At 53.1% G+C, this 20,208-nt stretch carries 15 protein-coding genes; 5 read left to right on the top strand and 10 right to left on the bottom strand.

Annotated features, from left to right (window positions below; translation table 11 throughout):
• Positions 1-127: 127 nt before the first annotated feature.
• From CHB59_RS09445 to CHB59_RS09410, 8 genes are all read right to left on the bottom strand, one after another.
• Entirely contained in the window at positions 128-814 is a 687-nt protein-coding gene (locus CHB59_RS09445; protein ID WP_089375991.1) for an HAD family hydrolase, read from the bottom strand.
• A gap of 65 nt (positions 815-879) precedes the next feature.
• A complete protein-coding gene (gene eda, locus CHB59_RS09440; RefSeq protein ID WP_089375990.1) occupies positions 880-1,509 on the bottom strand; it encodes a bifunctional 4-hydroxy-2-oxoglutarate aldolase/2-dehydro-3-deoxy-phosphogluconate aldolase in 630 nt (209 codons plus the stop codon).
• A 167-nt stretch (positions 1,510-1,676) separates the two neighbouring features.
• A complete protein-coding gene (gene edd, locus CHB59_RS09435) occupies positions 1,677-3,491 on the bottom strand; it encodes a phosphogluconate dehydratase (protein WP_089375989.1) in 1,815 nt (604 codons plus the stop codon).
• Positions 3,492-3,635: 144 nt separating this feature from the next.
• A complete protein-coding gene (locus CHB59_RS09430) occupies positions 3,636-5,354 on the bottom strand; it encodes a carbamoyltransferase family protein (protein ID WP_089375988.1) in 1,719 nt (572 codons plus the stop codon).
• Between the two features lie 12 nt (positions 5,355-5,366).
• Complete coding sequence (locus CHB59_RS09425; RefSeq protein WP_089375987.1) at positions 5,367-6,836, bottom strand: lipopolysaccharide kinase InaA family protein; 1,470 nt, start codon at positions 6,834-6,836, stop codon at positions 5,367-5,369.
• A complete protein-coding gene (gene cptA, locus CHB59_RS09420; protein WP_089375986.1) occupies positions 6,826-8,526 on the bottom strand; it encodes a phosphoethanolamine transferase CptA in 1,701 nt (566 codons plus the stop codon). The genes CHB59_RS09425 and cptA overlap by 11 nt, the downstream gene beginning before the upstream one ends.
• Positions 8,527-8,559: 33 nt before the next feature.
• The gene (rfaP, locus tag CHB59_RS09415) at positions 8,560-9,396 is read right to left on the bottom strand and encodes a lipopolysaccharide core heptose(I) kinase RfaP (RefSeq protein ID WP_089375985.1); all 837 of its coding nucleotides are present in this window, start codon (positions 9,394-9,396) and stop codon (positions 8,560-8,562) included.
• Complete coding sequence (locus CHB59_RS09410) at positions 9,396-10,571, bottom strand: glycosyltransferase family 4 protein (RefSeq protein WP_089375984.1); 1,176 nt, start codon at positions 10,569-10,571, stop codon at positions 9,396-9,398. Before CHB59_RS09410 ends, rfaP begins: the two co-directional genes overlap by 1 nt.
• A gap of 71 nt (positions 10,572-10,642) precedes the next feature.
• On the opposite strand from CHB59_RS09410, the gene waaC reads away from it, so the two are divergent.
• The 5 genes from waaC (at position 10,643) to CHB59_RS09385 (ending at position 16,968) form a co-directional block, all read left to right on the top strand.
• A complete protein-coding gene (gene waaC / locus CHB59_RS09405) occupies positions 10,643-11,596 on the top strand; it encodes a lipopolysaccharide heptosyltransferase I (RefSeq protein ID WP_245835108.1) in 954 nt (317 codons plus the stop codon).
• Between the two features lie 120 nt (positions 11,597-11,716).
• Complete coding sequence (gene grpE / locus CHB59_RS09400) at positions 11,717-12,244, top strand: nucleotide exchange factor GrpE (protein ID WP_089375982.1); 528 nt, start codon at positions 11,717-11,719, stop codon at positions 12,242-12,244.
• Positions 12,245-12,362: 118 nt separating this feature from the next.
• Positions 12,363-14,285 carry a molecular chaperone DnaK gene (dnaK, locus tag CHB59_RS09395; protein ID WP_089375981.1) on the top strand — a complete coding sequence of 641 codons (1,923 nt, stop codon included), beginning with the start codon at positions 12,363-12,365 and terminating at the stop codon, positions 14,283-14,285.
• A 129-nt stretch (positions 14,286-14,414) separates the two neighbouring features.
• The gene (gene dnaJ / locus CHB59_RS09390) at positions 14,415-15,536 is read left to right on the top strand and encodes a molecular chaperone DnaJ (protein WP_089375980.1); all 1,122 of its coding nucleotides are present in this window, start codon (positions 14,415-14,417) and stop codon (positions 15,534-15,536) included.
• 208 nt (positions 15,537-15,744) lie between these two features.
• Complete coding sequence (locus CHB59_RS09385; RefSeq protein ID WP_089375979.1) at positions 15,745-16,968, top strand: Bcr/CflA family multidrug efflux MFS transporter; 1,224 nt, start codon at positions 15,745-15,747, stop codon at positions 16,966-16,968.
• A 52-nt stretch (positions 16,969-17,020) separates the two neighbouring features.
• On the opposite strand, the gene leuA is transcribed toward CHB59_RS09385, so the two are convergent.
• Together leuA and CHB59_RS09375 are read right to left on the bottom strand one after the other, a co-directional pair.
• Positions 17,021-18,706: a 2-isopropylmalate synthase gene (gene leuA, locus CHB59_RS09380; protein ID WP_089375978.1), complete on the bottom strand. Its 1,686-nt coding sequence runs from the start codon at positions 18,704-18,706 to the stop codon at positions 17,021-17,023.
• A gap of 349 nt (positions 18,707-19,055) precedes the next feature.
• The gene (locus tag CHB59_RS09375; protein WP_089375977.1) at positions 19,056-20,051 is read right to left on the bottom strand and encodes an alpha/beta hydrolase; all 996 of its coding nucleotides are present in this window, start codon (positions 20,049-20,051) and stop codon (positions 19,056-19,058) included.
• Between the last annotated feature and the right edge of the window lie 157 nt (positions 20,052-20,208).

Genomic DNA, 20,208 nt, shown 5'->3' with positions numbered 1-20,208 from the left:
TCGGTAACACCGAGTTGAATCCCAGTCTGGATATACTCACAAATGGAACCCAATACAACCTATATGAATAATGCATGATCATAACAGCTATTCCCTGCACATCTGTATAACGCCAATCAGGAAGGCATCAGATTGATGGAAAAGCTTCATTCAGAGACATTTCCAGATGATGGCAAACAGTCACATGGTGCTGTTTGCAGTATGTTTCCCAATCGGGCATATCCGTCCAGTCACTGACAAAAATAAAGTCCAACCCGGCACCTGTCGATGCCTGATGATCGAAACGGCTATCGCCGACAAACAAGGCCGGGAACTGGATGGTACCATCCGCAATCATGCGAGCCAGATGTTCGTTTTTCTTGGTCGGGCCGCCATAAATTCCCAGTTCGAACAAGCCATCCAGGCCACGCCGCGGGAAAATCTGGCGCAACTCATCCTGGTCGCCACCGGACATCAACATCCACTTTGCCTGGCTGGTTGCAGCTTTGAGCTCATGCAGCGCCGGTGCAACCTGGCACTGCATGAGGGTTTCGTCCAGTATCACTGTAAAGGTATCCATAAACGCCTGGAACAATTCGGGCGTCAACGGCTGATGGATAATGTCGGTAATGTAATGACGGATTTTGTCGTTGCGTGGAATACTGCCCAGCTTGATGTGGTAGTCGACAAATGCCTGCGCCTGCGCATCTGTTCCTCCCATGCGTTTGGCTGTATTGAAATACGCATCGACCTTGGTCTGGTTGCTGTTCAGTACCACGCCATCACAATCCAACACGATGGTTTTATATTTTGCGAGATCCGGTTTTGCAGGCATAAGCGAAAGATAATAAAAAGGCCTGTATTGCTACAAGCCTTGGTTGATTGATCACATTTCCGTGTTTACTTCGCAGCAACGATAGCAGAAGCTTCCCTAGCCAGCTTGGTGATATGCGCCCAATCCTTACGTGCTACTGCATCAGCTGGTGTTAACCAGGTACCACCACATACAACGACGTTTGGCAATGCGAGGAATTGTGGGGCAGACTCCACAGTGACACCGCCTGTCGGGCAGAACTTGACATCGCCGAACGGTCCGGCAAAGCCCTTGAGCAGGTTGATACCGCCCACAGCGACAGCAGGGAACAACTTGAGGAAGTAGTAGTCATCGGCATTAGCCTGCATGATTTCGCTACCGGTGGAAACGCCAGGCAGCAAAGGCAGGCCCATTTCACGCGCCGCGCGGCCAAGCTCACTTGTATAGCCGGGGCTAACGGCAAACTGGCAACCAACGTCCTTGCAGTTTTGCGCATCTTTGATGTTGCGTACAGTACCCGCACCCACAATAGCGTCAGGTACTGCCTTGGCAATCGCTTCCATTGCCTGCAATGCCACGGGCGTGCGCAAGGTCACTTCCAATACCTTGATGCCGCCTTCGAGCAAGGCTTCTGCCATAGGTACGGCATCTTCCACTTTGTTGATGACAATAACCGGGATGACCGGGCCGTGATTGGCTAAATCTAGTGTGCTCATGTTCTATACCTATGGGTTAATAATTAAAAGACTGAGAGTGGAGCGTGATTTTGTAACCACTGATACCATTAGCATTTAAAAATTGCGGCGGACGAGGTGTTTGAGCACAAGCAGTAGCGAGTACGGCAAGCGAAAAACAACGAAATCCCCCGCGCATTTTCACATGGCTAGAGCCAGGTGACAGCGCCTTCTTCGGCACTGTGTACATTCTTGCGCATCCCGCCAAACAATTCGCGACCAATGCCATGTCCATTATTGTTGCGTTGTGCTTCCGTCATCACGGCCACAGTACGCGCCTGCCATTCTTCATCATCAACTAGCGCATTCAATGTACCGACAATCGCATTGAGACGAATCATGTCACCCGTACGGATTTTGCAGATCGCACCGCCAGCTACCCCCTCCGGGCTCAAGTGAATTGCAGCCGGCACTTTACCAGAGGCGCCACTCATGCGGCCATCGGTCACGATCGCGACACGGAAGCCCTTTCCTTGCAGTACGGATAATGGTGGTGTGAGCTTATGTAGTTCCGGCATACCATTGGCACGTGGCCCCTGGAAGCGTACGACCGCAATGAAATCCTTTTCCAACTCACCGCGTTCAAACGCGGCCAGCAATTCTTCCTGGCCATTGAACACAATGGCAGGTGCCTCAATGATCTGGCGGTCTTCCGGCACAGCTGAACTCTTGATGACAGAGCGGCCAAGGTTGCCAGTCAACAGACGCAAGCCACCAGAAGCACTGAATGGCTTGGAGGCATTACGCACTATCGTTTCATCCGGACTTTCCTTCGGCAGGTCAACCCAAATCAGTTCATCGTCAGATTTGACTGGCTTCTTGCCGAAATCGCGCAAACCGCCAATCACAACAGAATTCACGTCACCGTGCATATAGCCGGCATCCACCAGTTCACGAATCACGAAACTGGGGCCACCTGCTGCCTGGAACTGGTTCACGTCGGCCGTGCCATTAGGATAGACACGGGCCAGCAATGGCGTATTCTGTGACAACTTGGAGAAATCAGACCAGTCAATAATAATGCCTGCTGCACGCGCCACAGCTACCCAGTGAATCAGGTGATTGGTACTGCCGCCAGTAGCGAGCAAAGCCACGATTGCATTCACAATAACGCGTTCATCCACCATCTGGCCAATGGGGGTAAAACGCTGCCCCTTGGTGATGGAAAGTACAGTCTTGACTGACTCCCGGGTCAACATCTCACGCATATCGTCATGCGGATGCACAAAGGCAGCGCCTGGCACATGCAAACCCATCGCCTCAATCAGCATCTGGTTACTATTGGCGGTACCAAAGAAAGTACAGGTACCAGCACCATGGTAGGCCGCGGATTCAGAAGCCAACAGCTCCTCACGCCCTACCAAGCCCTGGGCATATTTCTCGCGTACCTTGGATTTCGTTGTATTGTCTATACCGGTCGCCATCGGGCCAGCAGGCACGAATACAGTCGGCAAATGGCCAAAATGCAGAGCGCCTATCAGCAACCCAGGCACGATTTTGTCACAGACCCCCAGCATCAATGCCGCATCGAACACATCGTGGGATAGGGAAACCGCTGTACTCATGGCAATGGTATCGCGCGAGAACAGGCTCAGCTCCATACCAGGCTCGCCCTGCGTGATCCCGTCACACATCGCAGGCACACCGCCAGCCACTTGCACAGTGGCACCATGCTTGCGCGCTTCGTCACGGATGATATTGGGGTAATTCTCGTACGGCTGGTGAGCCGACAGCATGTCGTTGTAAGCCGTCACGATACCGATATGCGGCGCTTTTTCTGCCACCACACGGAACTTGTCATTGTTCGGCAAGGCAGCAAAAGCATGCGCCACGTTTGCACAGCCCAGACGATCGGCACCACGTGTGCGATTGATGATCTGGTCTATACGTTGCAGATAGGCCTTGCGGGTTGGCGCACTACGTTCGCGAATACGCTCAGTGACTTCTATGAGGGTTTGTGTCATTAATTTTGTGCTGCTGAAAAGTTGGAGGTTAGCTTTGAATTATCGCTGAAAGCGCCAGGCATCGTCAAATTAACCACGACTGAGATAAGGTAAAAAAACTATAGGCCTGCAGTAAACAAAACTCCCCTGCAGGCCTTGTCCCGTCTATTTTTTGGTTACCAGGACATCTTCCATGAGGAGATATTCCAGATCACATCCATAGAACATATTGAGCGCATCTGTCGGGCTGCAGATCATGGGTTCACCACGCCGATTGAGCGAGGTATTGAGCACTACAGGCACGTTGCGCAGGCGCTCCAGCTCCTCGATCAGCGCGTAATACCGTGGATTGGTCTCCCTGGTCACGACCTGGGCACGCGCGGTCCCATCCTCATGCACCACTTCAGGAATACGCGGCTTCCAATGTTCCGCCACATCAAAAGTGAAGGTCATATACGGCGCAGGATGATCTGTCTGCAGGATATCTGGCGCCACACGATCCAGCATGCTTGGGCAGAATGGGCGCCAACGTTCACGATACTTGATCTGAGCATTGATACGATCCGCCACGCCAGGATGGCTGGGATCGCCCAGAATACTGCGACAGCCCAATGCACGCGGCCCAAACTCCATGCGCCCCTGGAACCAGGCCAACGGATTGCCGGCAGCGAGGATCTCGGCACCTTTCTGTGACGCATTTTCAACACGTTGGAACTTGGGCTTGGCAGGGTGTGCCTCGCAGGCGGCAAGGCACTCCTCTGTGGTGAATGATGGGCCGAGGTAGGCATGACGCATAGGCTCCAGCGGCTCACCCATCTCGGCGGCCACAAAACTGGCCGCGCCCAGCGATGTACCATTATCGCCGGATGCAGGCTGCACAAACAGTTCCTTCACATGCGGCAAGGCAATGATGCGCTGGTTGAGCTTGACGTTGAGCGCTACGCCGCCCGCCATGGCAATACGGCCAGTCTCGCGGATGATGTCGCCCAGATAATACTCGATCATTTCCAGTGCGAGATCTTCCAGGAGTTTCTGCACCGACGCTGCATAATGGATATAAGGGTCATCGATCTCGTCGCCATTGCGCTTGGGACCCAGCCATTCGATCAGTTTTGGCGTGAAATAGAAGCCTTTACCCTGCTCTTTATAACGACGCAAGCCAACTACGTTGACATAATCAGTATTGATCTTGAGTTCGCCATTTTCAAACTTGGCTAGCCGGGACAAGTCATAGCGCGCAGGGTCGCCATAAGGCGCCATCCCCATGACCTTGAACTCGCCATCCAGCATTTCGAAGCCAAGATATTCGGTGATCGCGCCATACATGCCACCCAGTGAATCCGGATCGTAGAACTCCTTGATTTTGTGAATCTTGCCATTCTCACCGTAGCCGAAGAATGTCGTGGCGTACTCGCCCTTGCCGTCGATACCGACGATGGCGGTTTTTTCCTTGAATCCACTCAAATGATAAGCGCTGCTGGCGTGCGCAAGGTGATGTTCGACCGGCACAAAGCGTGCCTTGGTCAGCCCAAGCTCGCGCATCAAGTCCAGGGATTTGTCACGGTTGCGCCGGAAGCGTCGATTGCCGTTGAAAATAGCGTCGAGCGCACGGTCAGGTGCATACCAATAGCGCTTGGCATAATGCCAGCGCGCAGCACTGCTTAATGGAATTTCACCATAGGGAAATGCCACGATATCTACCTGATCCGGACGCACTCCGGCTTCCCGCAGACAGTAGCGTGCAGCTTCCAGGGGAAACTTGTTCTTGGCATGCTTATCACGGAGGAAACGCTCTTCTTCCACCGCTGCCACAATTTTCCCATCAACAATAATGGCAGCTGAGGCATCATGCCCCAGCGCACCAGATAAACCTAGAATGATCATTCGTTTTCCGCTTTATTTAATACCAGCCTGATGCAATAACTTGCCATCAGTATAAACTGTCAGAAATGCCTTATTGAAAATATAACGGACTGTCTCGTTATTTTGCCAATTCCTCATGAAGCGTCGTAAATCACGCACATGCCGACGCTGAAACCGTTTCACGTCCCCATATTGGCGCATACTGTCAAGATCAATCAATATCGGCTGCTCCCCCTGTATCAACAGGTTACTTGCCTTGAAGTCACCATGCTCCAGCTGCAGGCAGTAAAGCTGGTAGAACAGCTGGACGATCAACATGGCAACCCGCTGCTTGACCTCTACATCCACAGTTTGGTCAGCAAAAAACATTTTTGCATCATGCGCTTCAACATATTCGGTCAGCAGATACGCTTCCCGGCGCAAACCCCAGCACCTACGTTCCAGCACAGCCACAGCCACAGGTGTTGCAATATGCTTCAACTGCAGCCGATAAGCATTGGCCCAGGCCTGGACAGCCCGTGATGGCCGCCACATACGGCCAAACCAATGCCAGAAATTCTTGATATTGTACCGTTTGATCACAAGATTGCGCTGATCAATTTGCACAGAAGCAACCGTGCAGGTATTGCCACTCTTCAATCGCGCTACCCCGGCTTTGCCCAACAAGGCATCCGGTGCCTCAAGCGCTGCCAGCAACCCAGGGTGATCATACGCCCGGTTGATTGCCAGATATGCACTGGGGGTTTTCAATGTGCGGACATCAGTACAACTGCGCTGCACCTTGGCCGCATACTGGCGCATGTCAGCCTGCCAATGCCTGGCAATGCGTTGTTGCATATCCTTGATCGCAGGAACGGCATTCAGGCCACGTGCATCCGCATAGACTTGCAGCAACTCCGGCAACCACGCGCCTACGGAACCCACATCAAACTTGGACACAAGGCGCGCGAGGTTATCCAGCGGCTGATGCCACCACCGCCAGAAAGTCTGCGGGCGAATGCCATCACCATCCAGACTGTAAATCTGCTGTTCCGTCACAAGAAAATTCTTGAGGTATAAATCAGTCTGCACCAGGCCCGCCTGATGATGATGCGCGACTGCCTCCACCAGGCGCCTGGCCAGCTGCAATCTCGCGCCAACCTCCAACTGCAACCAGGCCTGCTCCGCATTTTCCGCGGCGATAGCAGCAAATACCAGGATGCGGCACTTTTTTTGCGCCTCAATCCCTGTTTCACACAATAACTCAGGAGTCGCAATCGCTGCATCGCGCAACAGCCGTACGCCCCGCCGATCCCGGGTGGCATAACGCTCAGCCTGCTTGCCCAGGAAAATTTTGACATAGACCAGTTGCGACTTCCAAATGCCACGGCAGACAATACGCCGCCCCGGCACACGCCGCACAATCTCCAGCACTTGCAAATGCTCACCATTGTCCAGCACCAGGTCGAATGGCGTCCCCAACAACTGCTGTGAACGCTGCAGCAAATCCGGTTCAGTGGTCATGCAGATCCAGTATATGGAGGGTATCAGGCTGGTTCGGATTTCCGATAAGCAGCGGATGTTCCTTGAACTGGGAATTGATCAGGCTGAACTGGGGATCAAATCCATCAAAGCTCAATCCGGCCAGGTCTGCCCATGTGTAAATGAAATGCGCGTTGCTGTAGGGTCGTTGCAGCATGCTTTCAAAATTCATGTCATGGTGGGATTTCCATTGTTCGGACGCCCAGATAATGAATGGCACGGTATACATCGGCAGTGTTGGCTTGCTTTCATTGCGTCCCAGCATGTCATGATCGGGACCATCATAGACATCCTCGCCATGATCCGAGAAATACACCAGCAGACTGTTCGGGGCACGTTCACGCAAGGTATTAATCAATGTAGACATGACGTAATCATTGTAAAGCACGGCATTATCGTAGCTATTGTATACCTCGGCCTCATCATCATCGAGTACGGATGGCACCCCGGCGCGTCCCCGGAACACATTGAATTCTGCAGGATAGCGGTACTCATATTTCATATGTGTACCAAGCAGGTGCACCACAATGAATTTCCTGGGAGCAGGGTCAGCCAACACTTCTTCAAACGGAGCAAACACATTGGCATCGTATTCACGTGAATTCTGCGCCCGGCTGTTGTTCATATAAAACTGCCTGTCAGTCTGCTTGGAAAAATTGGTCAACATGGTATTGCGCTTGGTAATCGTCTGATGATTGGTAATCCAGTACGACTTGTAATCTGCCTGGCGCATCATATTCATGAGTGATGGCTTGGTGAGATAGAGATCAGGATGCTCCTGATCCGCAAAACTCAATACCTGGGTCAGTGACTCGATGGTGTAAGGCCTGGAAGTCACGACATTTTCGAAGACACTCAATTGTTCACGCATGGCATCCAGCCGTGGCGTGGTTTTGCGCGGATAGCCATACAGGCTCATGCGCTCGCGATTAGTCGACTCACCCAGCACCAATACCAGTGTAGCAGGCTGCCCGGCATTGGTATCCTGCAATGCATTCAACGGTGGCACTTTATTGTTCTGCTCCAACAATGCTTCCATATTGGCAAGTTGCTTGCGGTAATGCATGTAGCCAATCACCATCTGCCAGGGAACTGCTGGCTCCATCCGCAACTGCAACTTCTCAACAGCCGTATCCAGGCCCGCTCTCTTGATCACCAACTGCTTGAACATCGGCTGCACAAACAATAGTGTCAGAATCAACAGGCTTACCGTCCAGGCCGCCCGCCTGCTGACTTGCACCCGGCCCAGCCTATGCCATAACCAATAGGCAACTGCACTATGCAACAACAATACCGGGATCATCCACCATACAAAGTAATGCGCAATGAACTCACTCGACTCAGCAGGGTTGGATTCAAAAATCGTGAACATCACGCTTTGGGAGAATTCCTGCCCATAAATGCAGAAATACCCCAGACTCACAAGGGAGAAGCCCCACAGCACCAATCCGATTCCGGCCGCTAACTTGCGCGCATAACGAGGCAACAACATAACAGGAATCAGCCAAAGCAAACTCATCACAATCGCCTGGCGCAAGCCGACAAAAATGGTAGCGCCGCTTATCTGCAGCAATATGTGCGTAATACCGGAGAAATAGAAGAAAAACAGGTAATAATCGAGAACAGCACTCCAACCCGGGCGCTGCAAAGAAAGCTTGAATGGTGTTTGCATAGATATCCTGGCTGTGTGCCAGCCTGTCATGAATCAGGCGATGATGCCGCCAAGCTGATGCAGATCAGGCGCAACTTTGTGTAATTTGATATAAAGTCTGATTGCACGTACTTGTACCTGCCGCCAGAAATCACGCTCTTCCTGTAGAGTAATTCTGATTGACCGACCACGATACCTGCGCAGGAAACGTAAGTAATCGCGTGCTGACAATCCTGCATTCATTGCCGAGAAATATAACGCGGCCATATCCTTCATACGATCACGGGAACGGATTGTCTCACGGATTCCGACGCGGTGCAGATCTATCAAATACAAATGAATGTCACCCTGCCGCAGGCGTGGTAAATCCAGACAGATATGACAAAGATAGAAATCACGATGATTGAGGCCACTATCATGCAGGCGGGCAGCAAGTGATGCCACTTCAATGAGCAGATGCCGCTTGAAACGTGGCTCTGGTGGCGTGACTGCCCATTGTTCAGCCAGTGTTTCCAGCGAAAGGATATCCCCCAGGTCATGCGTGATCAGGAAAGACTGCCGGCTTGCAGGGCTGCACCCGCGTTCTCCGTACCCTGCCAATGGTGTCGTGGCAATCCCGATTCTCCCCAGGGCCTCGATTGCCCGCCTCTCCGTATCAGCACTGATAATCGGCAACTTGAATGCCAAGAGATTCTTGAAAATTTCACCCCAGCCCACACCAAAATGCTGTTTGATGAAACAGGACTGGCCGGCAATATCAACCCGGATAGTCTTACGGCCTGGCACATCACGAAACACCTGACCCTGCAAATCCATAACAGCAGCAAATATATCCTCGCCCTGCACGCCTACGCGAATTTCTGGTGATAACTCCAATATTTCGCGCGTCATTACAACGACTCCTGTGTTTGGTTGGACACTGCCCCGGACATCACAATATCCTGCAGGATCAGCGCTTCCGCATCGCCATTATTGGCTTGCATCAATTGTTGCACATAACGTAGCCCGTTTTCACGCCAGGCCTGTAGCTGCTCACCACGTGCCTGCACAATTTCCAGCATATCGCGCAAAGTCTTCTCCAATGCAGCCTGCTCAAAAGGCACTGCCACAACCAGGCCAGCCCCTGCCGCCTGCACATGCGTAGCATAACCACAACTGGCCGTCGCAACGACTGGTAAGCCGCTGGCCATCGCTTCCAGGATCACCAGGCCAGTATTTTCCCGGTAGGCTGGATGCAGATAGAAATCAGCGCCCTGCATCAGCTGTGGAATATCCGGGCGCCCTGCGGAGATGATTAAATGATCGCTGACTCCCAGTTTTCGCGCCATGCGTATAAAGGGCTCCGGCTTATCCTGGCCGATGGCGATCAGCTTGAAATTCTTTCTCAAGTGCACGGGTAACTTCGCCAGCGCTATCACTGCGCGATCCAACCCTTTCATATAAAAACCGGAGCCGACCAGCAACGCGACATGCGCATCCTGCGGCAAATTGAACGTATGCCGCAGATAGTCGCGCATCTCCGCCCTGTCCTGCAATTGCAGGCGTTCAGCAGACAGATATGGTGGGATATAGTGGAAACGCGCATCCTGAGTGTGATACCAGTGCTGGAACACGGCCTTCTCCGCCATATCCACCATCAGCATCTGGGTATCGGCCTTCACCGAGAAAATGGCCTCTTCCATCCGCTGGAACCAGCGATATCTCGGCGTCAACCGATACAGCCAGTTACGCTGGCGATGCGCGCGCTCGATAAAGCAAGGGTCAGCCGCGAAATAGGCACCTAACCCTTCCATGCGATTGTAACCAACCACCAGATCAAAACCGCCCCGACTGGCAATTTCCGCCTGCGCCTGCCGGATAAAATCCTGGTATTTCTGGAAATTGAACCAGCCACGCCCAGGCAGGATATGGACGGCAATATTGCCTTGCGGCAACTCACCACTCCATGACATGGTAAAAATATCCACATGATGCCCAGCCTGAGACAAGCGTATGGCGGTACGCAGCATATCGCGCTGCATGCCGCCATACGGGAAATACTTGAAGGTCAAAAATGCAAACTTCAACAGTCGCCAGCCTTGAATTGAAAAAATAAACTGGATTGTATGCGAAAATGCCGTCCATGCCTCGTTTGCTCATGATCAAAACGACATCTTTGGGAGATGTCATCCACAATCTGCCTGTCATTACGGACATCAGGGCCGCATTTCCGGATATGGAAATAGACTGGGTAGTGGAAGAAAGTTTTGCCGACATTCCGCGCCTGCACCCAGGCGTATCCCAGGTCATCACTGTTGCTATTCGACGCTGGCGCAAGCATTTGCTGCACCCCGCCACCTGGCGCGAACTACAGCAAATGCGGCAGCAGCTACGTACCCAGGATTATGATGCCATCATTGATACCCAAGGATTGCTGAAAAGCGCCCTGATCGGCAGCCAGGCCAAAGGAGCCTACCACGGCCAGGACAGTGCTTCCGCCCGTGAATCATGGGCTGCCATGTTTTATCAGCACCGTCATACCGTTGCCCGCAACCAGCATGCCGTCACCCGCAATCGTGAGCTGGCGGCACGCGCACTTGGCTATCCTGTTCCAGACTCGCCTCCGGATTACGGTATTACTGCCAGCATCCTTGATCCAGGCTGGCAGCTTCCGCCACATTATATTGTTGGACTGCATGCCACGAGCCGTGACTCAAAACTCTGGCCAGAACCGCTCTGGGTAGCGCTGGGTCACTCATTGCACAAACAAGGATTGCAACTGGTACTCCCCTGGGGTAATGCCAGCGAAGAGGCACGTGCACAGCGTATTGCCCAGGCAGTGCCTTCCTGCCTGGTACTGCCGCGCCTGCCACTGCATCAACTCGCATCGGTGATCGCACACAGCCAGGCAGCCATCGGGGTAGATACCGGCTTGGTACACCTGTCCGCCGCTTTAAAACAGCCTACTGTCGCACTCTATACAGATACTGACCCGCAGCTGACAGGTGTGCTTGCGTATGACCAACGCAAGGTGCGCAACCTCGGTGGAAAAAACCAAGTACCGGCAGTCGCGACTGTACTGGACGCGCTGAAACAGGTCATTATTCAGTAAAGTCAAATATTTAACTCAACATTAGCGGCTGTTCACATTTAAATTACCCCGCCCTACTTGTAATTTGCATATATATCCCCATTTGCTTCGTTGTTACATCATTACCAACAGGGACTTATCATGCAGCAAGAAGACAAGACGCCAGAAACCGACCTGATCGACAATACAGATGCAGCGGCACAGGATGCCGCGACAGCAGGTTCCGTTGATGACAGGATTGCCGAACTGGAAGCCCAGCTTGCCGAACAACAGGCTGCTGTACTGTATGCCAAGGCTGAAGGCGAAAACATTCGTCGCCGGGCTGCAGATGATATTGACAAGGCACGCAAGTTCGCCCTGGAAAAATTCTCCAACGAACTGCTTTCCGTCAAGGACAGCCTGGATGCTGCCCTGAATGTAGGCTCAGCCACACTGGAAAGCTACCGTGACGGGGTGGAGCTCACCTCCAAACAGCTGACTTCGGTATTTGAGAAGTTCAGTATTGTCGAAATCAACCCAGCGGGCGAAAAATTCGACCCCAACAAGCACCAGGCCATCAGCACTGTGGAAAGTGACGCAGAACCCAACACCGTGGTTACCGTATTGCAGAAGGGCTACACCCTGAATGATCGCGTACTGCGCCCGGCACTGGTGATGGTTGCCAAATAATCAGGTTCAGTTGCCCGTGGGGATTTTTTCGCAAAGAGACTTGAAATCATCTCACCTATCCCCACTTTGGCAACATAGTTATCCACTTTGAATTAAAAGAACACAAGGAATCCAGACAATGGGAAAAATTATTGGTATTGATTTAGGCACCACCAACTCCTGCGTATCCGTCATGGAAGGTGGCAAGCCACGTGTGATTGAGAATGCAGAAGGCACTCGCACCACGCCATCCATTATTGCTTATCAGGAAGATGGCGAAATTCTGGTGGGTGCACCAGCGAAACGCCAGGCTGTGACCAACCCAAAGAACACACTCTACGCAGTCAAGCGTCTGATCGGCCGCCGCTTCGAAGAAAAGGAAGTGCAGAAGGATATCGGCCTGATGCCTTACACCATCACCAAGGCTGATAATGGCGATGCGTGGATAGAAGTACGCAATGATAAGCTGGCGCCACCACAAATCTCCGCAGAAGTACTGCGCAAGATGAAGAAGACTGCTGAAGACTATCTGGGTGAAGAAGTCACCGAGGCTGTGATCACAGTACCAGCATACTTCAACGATGCTCAGCGCCAGGCAACCAAGGATGCCGGTCGTATTGCAGGCCTGGATGTCAAGCGTATCATCAACGAACCAACTGCCGCGGCATTGGCTTTCGGCCTTGACAAGCAAGAAGGTGATCGCAAGATTGCCGTTTATGACCTGGGTGGCGGTACTTTCGACATCTCCATCATCGATATCTCTGAAATTGATGGTGAACATCAGTTTGAAGTACTTTCTACCAACGGTGACACTTTCCTCGGCGGTGAAGACTTCGACAATCGCCTGATTGACTTCCTTGCTGACGAGTTCAAGAAGGAAAATGGCCTTGACCTGCGCAACGACCTGCTGGCTAAACAGCGCCTGAAGGAAGCAGCTGAGAAGGCCAAGATCGAGCTCTCTTCCAGCACACAGACCGAAGTCAACCTGCCTTACATCACTGCTGATGCAAGCGGCCCCAAGCACTTGGTAGTCAAGATCACCCGCACCAAGTTCGAAAGCCTGGTGGAAGACCTGATCGAACGCTCCATCAAGCCTTGTGAAACTGCCTTGCGAGATGCTGGCGTCAAGGTATCCGACATTCAGGACGTGATCCTGGTCGGTGGCCAGACCCGCATGCCCAAGGTACAGGAAAAGGTGAAGGAATTCTTCGGCAAGGAGCCGCGCAAAGACGTGAACCCTGACGAAGCCGTTGCAGTTGGCGCTTCCATCCAGGGCGGTGTGTTGCAGGGTGACGTGAAGGACGTGCTGCTGCTTGATGTTACTCCGCTCTCCCTCGGTATCGAAACCCTGGGCAGCGTAATGACCAAACTGATCCAGAAGAACACCACGATCCCGACCAAGGCATCACAAGTGTTCTCCACAGCCGACGACAACCAGTCCGCCGTGACCATCCATGTGCTGCAGGGCGAGCGCGAAGTGGCCTCCGGCAACAAGAGCCTGGGCCAGTTCAACCTGAGCGATATTCCTCCAGCGCCACGCGGCATGCCGCAGATCGAAGTCACTTTCGACATCGACGCCAACGGTATCCTGCACGTGTCCGCCAAGGACAAGGCGACCGGCAAGGAAAACAAGATCACCATCAAAGCCAACTCCGGTTTGTCCGATGAAGAGATCAAGCGCATGGAAGAAGATGCCGCCAAGTACGCAGATGAAGACAAGAAACTGCGTGAACTGGTCGATGCGCGCAACAGCGCCGACGGCGCAATCCACAGCGTAAAGAAATCTCTGGCTGACCACGGCGACAAGCTGGAAGCCAACGAGAAGGAAGCCATAGAGAACGCGGTGAAAGAGCTGGAAGAAGTCATCAAGAGTGACGACAAGGATGCCATCGAGAGCAAGACCAATGCCTTGATGGAAGCTTCCCAGAAGCTGGGCGAGAAAGTTTACGCTGCCAGTCAGGCTGAAGCTGGTGCCGCAGACCAAGGCGAGCCACAGGAAAAGACCGTGGACGCCGAAGTTGTGGATGCCGAGTTCGAGGAAGTCAAGGATGACAAGAAGTAAGTCCTTTACCATGTAACCTCATGAGGCACACAGGATGCTCCCTGCTGTGCCTCCAGGAAGTCCTGGATGAACCACACGCGGCAAGGCGGTGGCTTGTTCAGGGCTTACTGATATTGTTAGCAGAAAAATATGGCAAAAAGAGATTATTACGAGGTACTGGGTGTCAACCGGGACGCTTCGGATGATGAAATCAAGAAGGCTTACCGCAAGCTGGCGATGAAATTCCATCCGGATCGCAACCCGGATAATCCCAAGGCCGAAGAAAGCTTCAAGGAAGCCAAGGAAGCCTACGAAATCCTGTCGGATGACCAGAAACGCGGTGCTTACGACCAGTATGGCCACGCAGGTGTAGACCCCAGCGCAGGCGCTGGCGCCGGAGGTGCGGGCTTTGGCAATTTTGCTGATGCCTTTGGTGACATCTTTGGTGATATCTTTGGCGGAGGCGGAGGCAACCGTCGCTCCAATGTCTATCGTGGCGCGGACCTGCGCTACAACATGGAAATATCACTGGAAGACGCAGCCCGCGGCACCGAAACCAAGATCCGTATTCCTGTCATGGCGGAATGCGAAACCTGTCACGGTTCTGGCGCACGCCCCGGCACACAGCCTGTCACTTGTACCACTTGTGGCGGCCATGGCCAGGTACGCATGCAGCAAGGTTTCTTCTCCGTACAACAAACCTGCCCCAAATGTCATGGCTCCGGCCAAATGGTCAAGGAACCGTGTCCGACCTGCCACGGCGGCGGACGTGTCAAGCAGCACAAGACACTCTCGGTCAAGATACCAGCCGGCGTGGATGAAGGCGATCGCATCCGCCTATCTGGCGAAGGCGAAGCCGGCGTCAACGGCGGCCCTCCCGGCGATCTCTATGTTGTCGTGCACCTCAAGCAGCATGACATCTTCCAGCGCGAAGGTGCCAACCTGCACTGCGAAATGCCGATCAGCTTCACGACAGCAGCCCTGGGCGGTGAAATCGAAATCCCAACCCTGGATGGTCATGCCAAGATGAAAATCCCTCCAGAAACTCAGACTGGCGCTGTATTCCGTCTGCGTGGCAAGGGTATCAAACCACTGCGAAGCAGCGACATGGGCGACCTGATGTGTCATGTCGTGGTAGAAACCCCGGTCAAGCTGACCGAACGACAGAAGGAACTGTTGCGCGAACTGGAAGACATCAATCAGCTGGATTCCGGCAAGCACAGCCCTCGGGCAAAATCCTGGATGACAAAAGTGAAGGATTTCTTCCAGTAACTCTCGCTGATCTGCAAAAACAAAAAGGCATGGTTACCACCATGCCTTTTTGTTTCTCATGACTTGATAGCAGTATCTGCGGCATATGAAATCGAGAAGTATTTCTGACTCTGTTTCCAGATACCACATCCCTGCCGCAGCCTCATTTCCCTGTGCAACGGCCTCCTCGCCCTGTAGTATGGGGCCTGAACATATCAGACATTTTTCTATGACACATAACAAGAACGCATCTTCTTCCAACGTTTCCCTCACAAGTGGTTGGCTGCTCCTGTTAGGTGCCCTTACCGGCCTTGCCCCTCTATCCATAGACATGTACCTGCCGGGCTTCCCGGAAATAGAGAAAAGCCTGCTGGCACATGCAGGCAGCGCTGAACTGACTCTGGCAAGTTATTTCATCGGATTAGCCATTGGCCAGCTATTTTATGGACCACTAAGCGACCGTTTTGGTCGGCGCTTGCCATTAATGGTGGGGTTGGTGATTTATATTGCGGCATCCATCGGCTGCGCTTTTACAGGCAGCATTCACGAACTGATTGCCTGGCGTTTCCTGCAGGCTCTCGGAGGGTGCGCAGGCATGGTGGTCACTATGGCAATTATCCGGGACAGGTGTAACGCCAACGATACAGCACGTGCACTTTCCATGTTGATGCTGGTGATGGGGCTGGCTCCTATTATTGCACCACTGGTCGGCGGCTGGATTGTCACCGTGTTTGACTGGCGTGTGTTATTCCTCACACTGGCAGTGGCAGGCAGCGCAGGACTGATAGCAGTCTATTTCCAGCTGGAGGAAACACATGACACACGCCATGAGCCGCCACTGGTGCTTACCCATGTCTTGCGGAATTACAGCAGATTACTGACAGACCGCAGCTTCCTCGGCTACACATTGAGCGGCGGCCTGGCGCGTGCCGGGATGTTTGCCTATATTGCCGGCTCACCGTTTGTATTCATTGAGTATTACCAAATTCCAACACAGCACTATGGCTGGATTTTTGCAGCCAATGCCGCCGGCCTGATTCTATTCAGCCAGATCAACGCCTGGCGCCTGAAGCAACATGATGCCACTGTGCTGCTTTCACGCGCATTGTGGCTGCCGGGCGGTATTGGCTTGATCCTGCTGGGGCTATCATTATCAGGCCATATCACCCTGCCCCTGCTGCTGCTCGGCATTTTCGGTTTTGTTGCCAGCATAGGTTATATCGGCCCCAACTCCAGCGCCGCCACGTTGGCCACCCATGGCCAGCAGGCAGGTACAGCCTCTGCACTGATGGGTTCATTGCAATTCTGCCTCGCCACACTGGCTGGTGGCTCGGTCAATATGCTGCACGACGGCACTACCTTCCCGATGGCCATGGTCATGGCCGGATGCGGCATGGGTGCTTTGCTGATACATCGTCTGATAATCAAGCGGCCACTGTCACAGCGCAAATAAAAAACCCCACAAGCCCGGGCTTGTGGGGTTCAGGTTGAACTCTGCTCCACCATCAAGTTGGCAGGAATTCCTGCTGCGCAGCTGTATCAAGCCGGTTATACAGCCGATTGACACCACTGATCACAGCCAGAATGGATGCTGTCACCAGGTTATCGTGAATCCCTGCACCATAAACCGTGCCTGGTTGCCCGTCCTTCTCCAGCTCGGCAAATGCCACGGCTTTGGCTGCCGCACCTGCTCCGAGGGCACGCTCTTCGTAATCATGGATGCGGAACTTGCTGCCGAATGCCTGCACCAGCGCATCAATCGGGCCGTTACCTCTGCCTTCGAGCACAGTCTCGACACCATGAATGCGCGCAGTGAGTGTAATGTGCTGGATATCACCCTGTTCGTCCAGTACATGATCAATGTAATGCACCGGCTCTTCTGCCGCGATGTATTCTTCATTGAAAAGTTGCCAGATGCCGTCAGCACTCACTTCCTGTCCGCTACTGTCTGTCATGCGTTGCACCGCACTGCTGAATTCCACCTGCATGCGGCGAGGCATGGCCAGGCCATAGCCCGTTTCAAGCAGGTAAGCGATTCCGCCCTTACCGGACTGACTGTTGACGCGAATGATGGAGTCATAAGTGCGCCCGACATCGTGAGGATCAATCGGCAAGTACGGAACTTCCCAGACTGCATCAGAATTCTGGACGGCTAAGCCCTTCTTGATCGCATCCTGATGTGAACCGGAAAATGCCGTGAAGACCAGATCTCCCGCATAAGGGTGGCGCGGATGCACAGGCAATTGGGTACAGTCTTCCACAGTGCGTGCAACGGTATTGATTTGGGAAAAGTCCAGTGCAGGATCAACGCCTTGTGTATAAAGATTGAGTGCCAGGGTCACGAGGTCGACATTGCCAGTACGCTCACCATGGCCAAACAGGCATCCTTCAATACGGTCTGCACCAGCCATCACTGCCAGCTCTGCAGCAGCCACCGCAGTGCCGCGGTCATTGTGGGGATGTACACTGAGAATCACACCTTCACGACGCGCCAGGTTGGTATGCATCCACTCGATCTGGTCGGCATAGAAATTGGGAGTGCCGATTTCCACGGTGGCTGGTAAGTTCAGGATGACCTTGCGCTCGGGAGTAGCCTGCCAGATTTCCGTCACAGCATCGCAGACTTCCTTGGCAAACTCAAGCTCAGTCGCGGTAAAAGTTTCCGGGCTGTACTGGAACACCCACTCGGTTTCAGGGCGCTCATCCGCCAACTGCTTGATCAGGCGTGCGCTGTCTGTGGCAAACTGCTTGACACCAGCCTTGTCAGTCCGGAACACCGTCTTGCGGAAAGCGGGGGATACCGCATTATAGACATGCACAATGGCCCGTTTTGCACCACGCAAGGATTCAAATGTACGGCGAATCAAATCCTCACGTGCTTGGGTCAATACTTCAATGGTCACATCATCCGGGATATGCCCTTCCTCAATCAGCGTACGCACAAAATCAAAATCCGTCTGTGACGCAGAGGGAAAGGCAACCTCGATTTCCTTGAAACCGATTTTCACCAGCATCTGGAACATGCGCAGCTTGAGCTCCGCATTCATGGGCTCAAACAAAGCCTGATTGCCATCACGCAGGTCTGTACTCATCCAGATGGGCGCACGGGTAATGGTACGGGTTGGCCACTGCCGATTGGGCAAATCAATCGGAGTGAATGCTTGGTATTTGCTGCCTGGATTCTTCAACATTGTTTTCTCTTTCAGATATCAGTTCATGCGGCATCAGGGGCTGGCAGGCTGCCGCGTTCATGCAAGGCCTGACAACCGCTTGGCAGTCGGAATTGTCTGAAAAAACATGGTTTTCTATACATCGTGAGAGGTTTCCGGAAAATGGATACAAGCACCCTGCCCCTGACTATCAGGAACGAGGATATAACATCGACAGGAGGAGATAAGGTTAGATGCGCGCGAGGCGCAGCAGCAGGCCCAGAACGGCCTGAGGGAGTAGCAGGAATGTCATTTGCTGAATGCACATAATGCCGTCATCATAAACACAGGTATTATCCGTGTCAAACCTTGGCATCCAGCAAGGCTTCCATCAGATGTATTTGCGGATTTCTCCAGCTGCCTGCAGGATGGCTGCATGCACTTGCGGCGTCCGGGCCAAGGGATTCAGCAAACCAAAATCATGGATAACACCCAAATAACGTGAGCACATGACAGTGACGCCTGCGTCGCTCAAGCGATGGGCATATGCTTCTCCCTCATCGCGCAACACATCGAATTCCGCAGTCTGGATCAGTGCGGGCGGCAAATCACTCAATTGCTCCAGTGTTGCCCGGACAGGAGATGCATATATCTCGCGCCGTGCCTCTTGATCATCCAGATAGGAATCCCAAAACCATTTCATCATGTTGCGGGTGAGAAAATATCCGTCTGCATAATCGGCATAGGAACCAGTATCAAAAGAAGCATCGGCAACAGGCCAGAACAGGGTCTGATGACGTATCAAGGGTTCTCGCTTCTCCTTGGCCATCAGGCACACCACGGTTGCCACATTGCCACCCGCGCTATTACCGGCAACCACAAGCCTGGACCCATCCACTCCAATGTCACTTCCATGCTGTGCCACCCACTTGGTCGCCAGATAACACTCAATCAATGCGGCGGGATACTGCACTTCCGGTGCGCGCGCGTAATCCACAAAGACCACGGCACAGTTGGACATGATACAGAGATCATGCACCAGGCGCTGATGGGTCGGAAAATCCCCCAGTACCCAGCCGCCGCCATGGAAGAACATGATGACAGGCGGATCAACCGCAATGTCTGCAGGCTTGACCACCATCAGATGAATGGAGTGACCTTCGGTCGCTATTTCCCGGCTTTCAGTTGTCACATTACCCAGTTCAACCTCTACACTACCTTGCAGATCACTCAGCGTTTTCCTGGCTTCCTCAGCCCCCAGGGTTTCTACCGGCTTACCGTCTGATGCTGCGAGCTCTTCCAGGAACGCCCTGGTTTTCGGCTCCATACCACTGTATTTGTCTGTTGCCGGGTTCCAAGTATGCATAATCGGATCAAGGATGTTCACAATACGTCTCCCATGCAGGTTGGTAGTGAATCCTGAGTATGCTGGCCAGCGAAGGTTTCGTCTGTCAGTCTATGCCTGATAACGTTGTCAGAACTGTCAATCCTGATGTCAGCTATCAGTTATTAGCAGGCCGGGCATCATCCAGGTACAGCACAGC

Origin of the sequence: Methylobacillus rhizosphaerae (genome assembly GCF_900187985.1) — a bacterium.
GTDB lineage: Bacteria > Pseudomonadota > Gammaproteobacteria > Burkholderiales > Methylophilaceae > Methylobacillus > Methylobacillus rhizosphaerae.
This window is presented reverse-complemented; position numbering and strand designations above follow the sequence as displayed.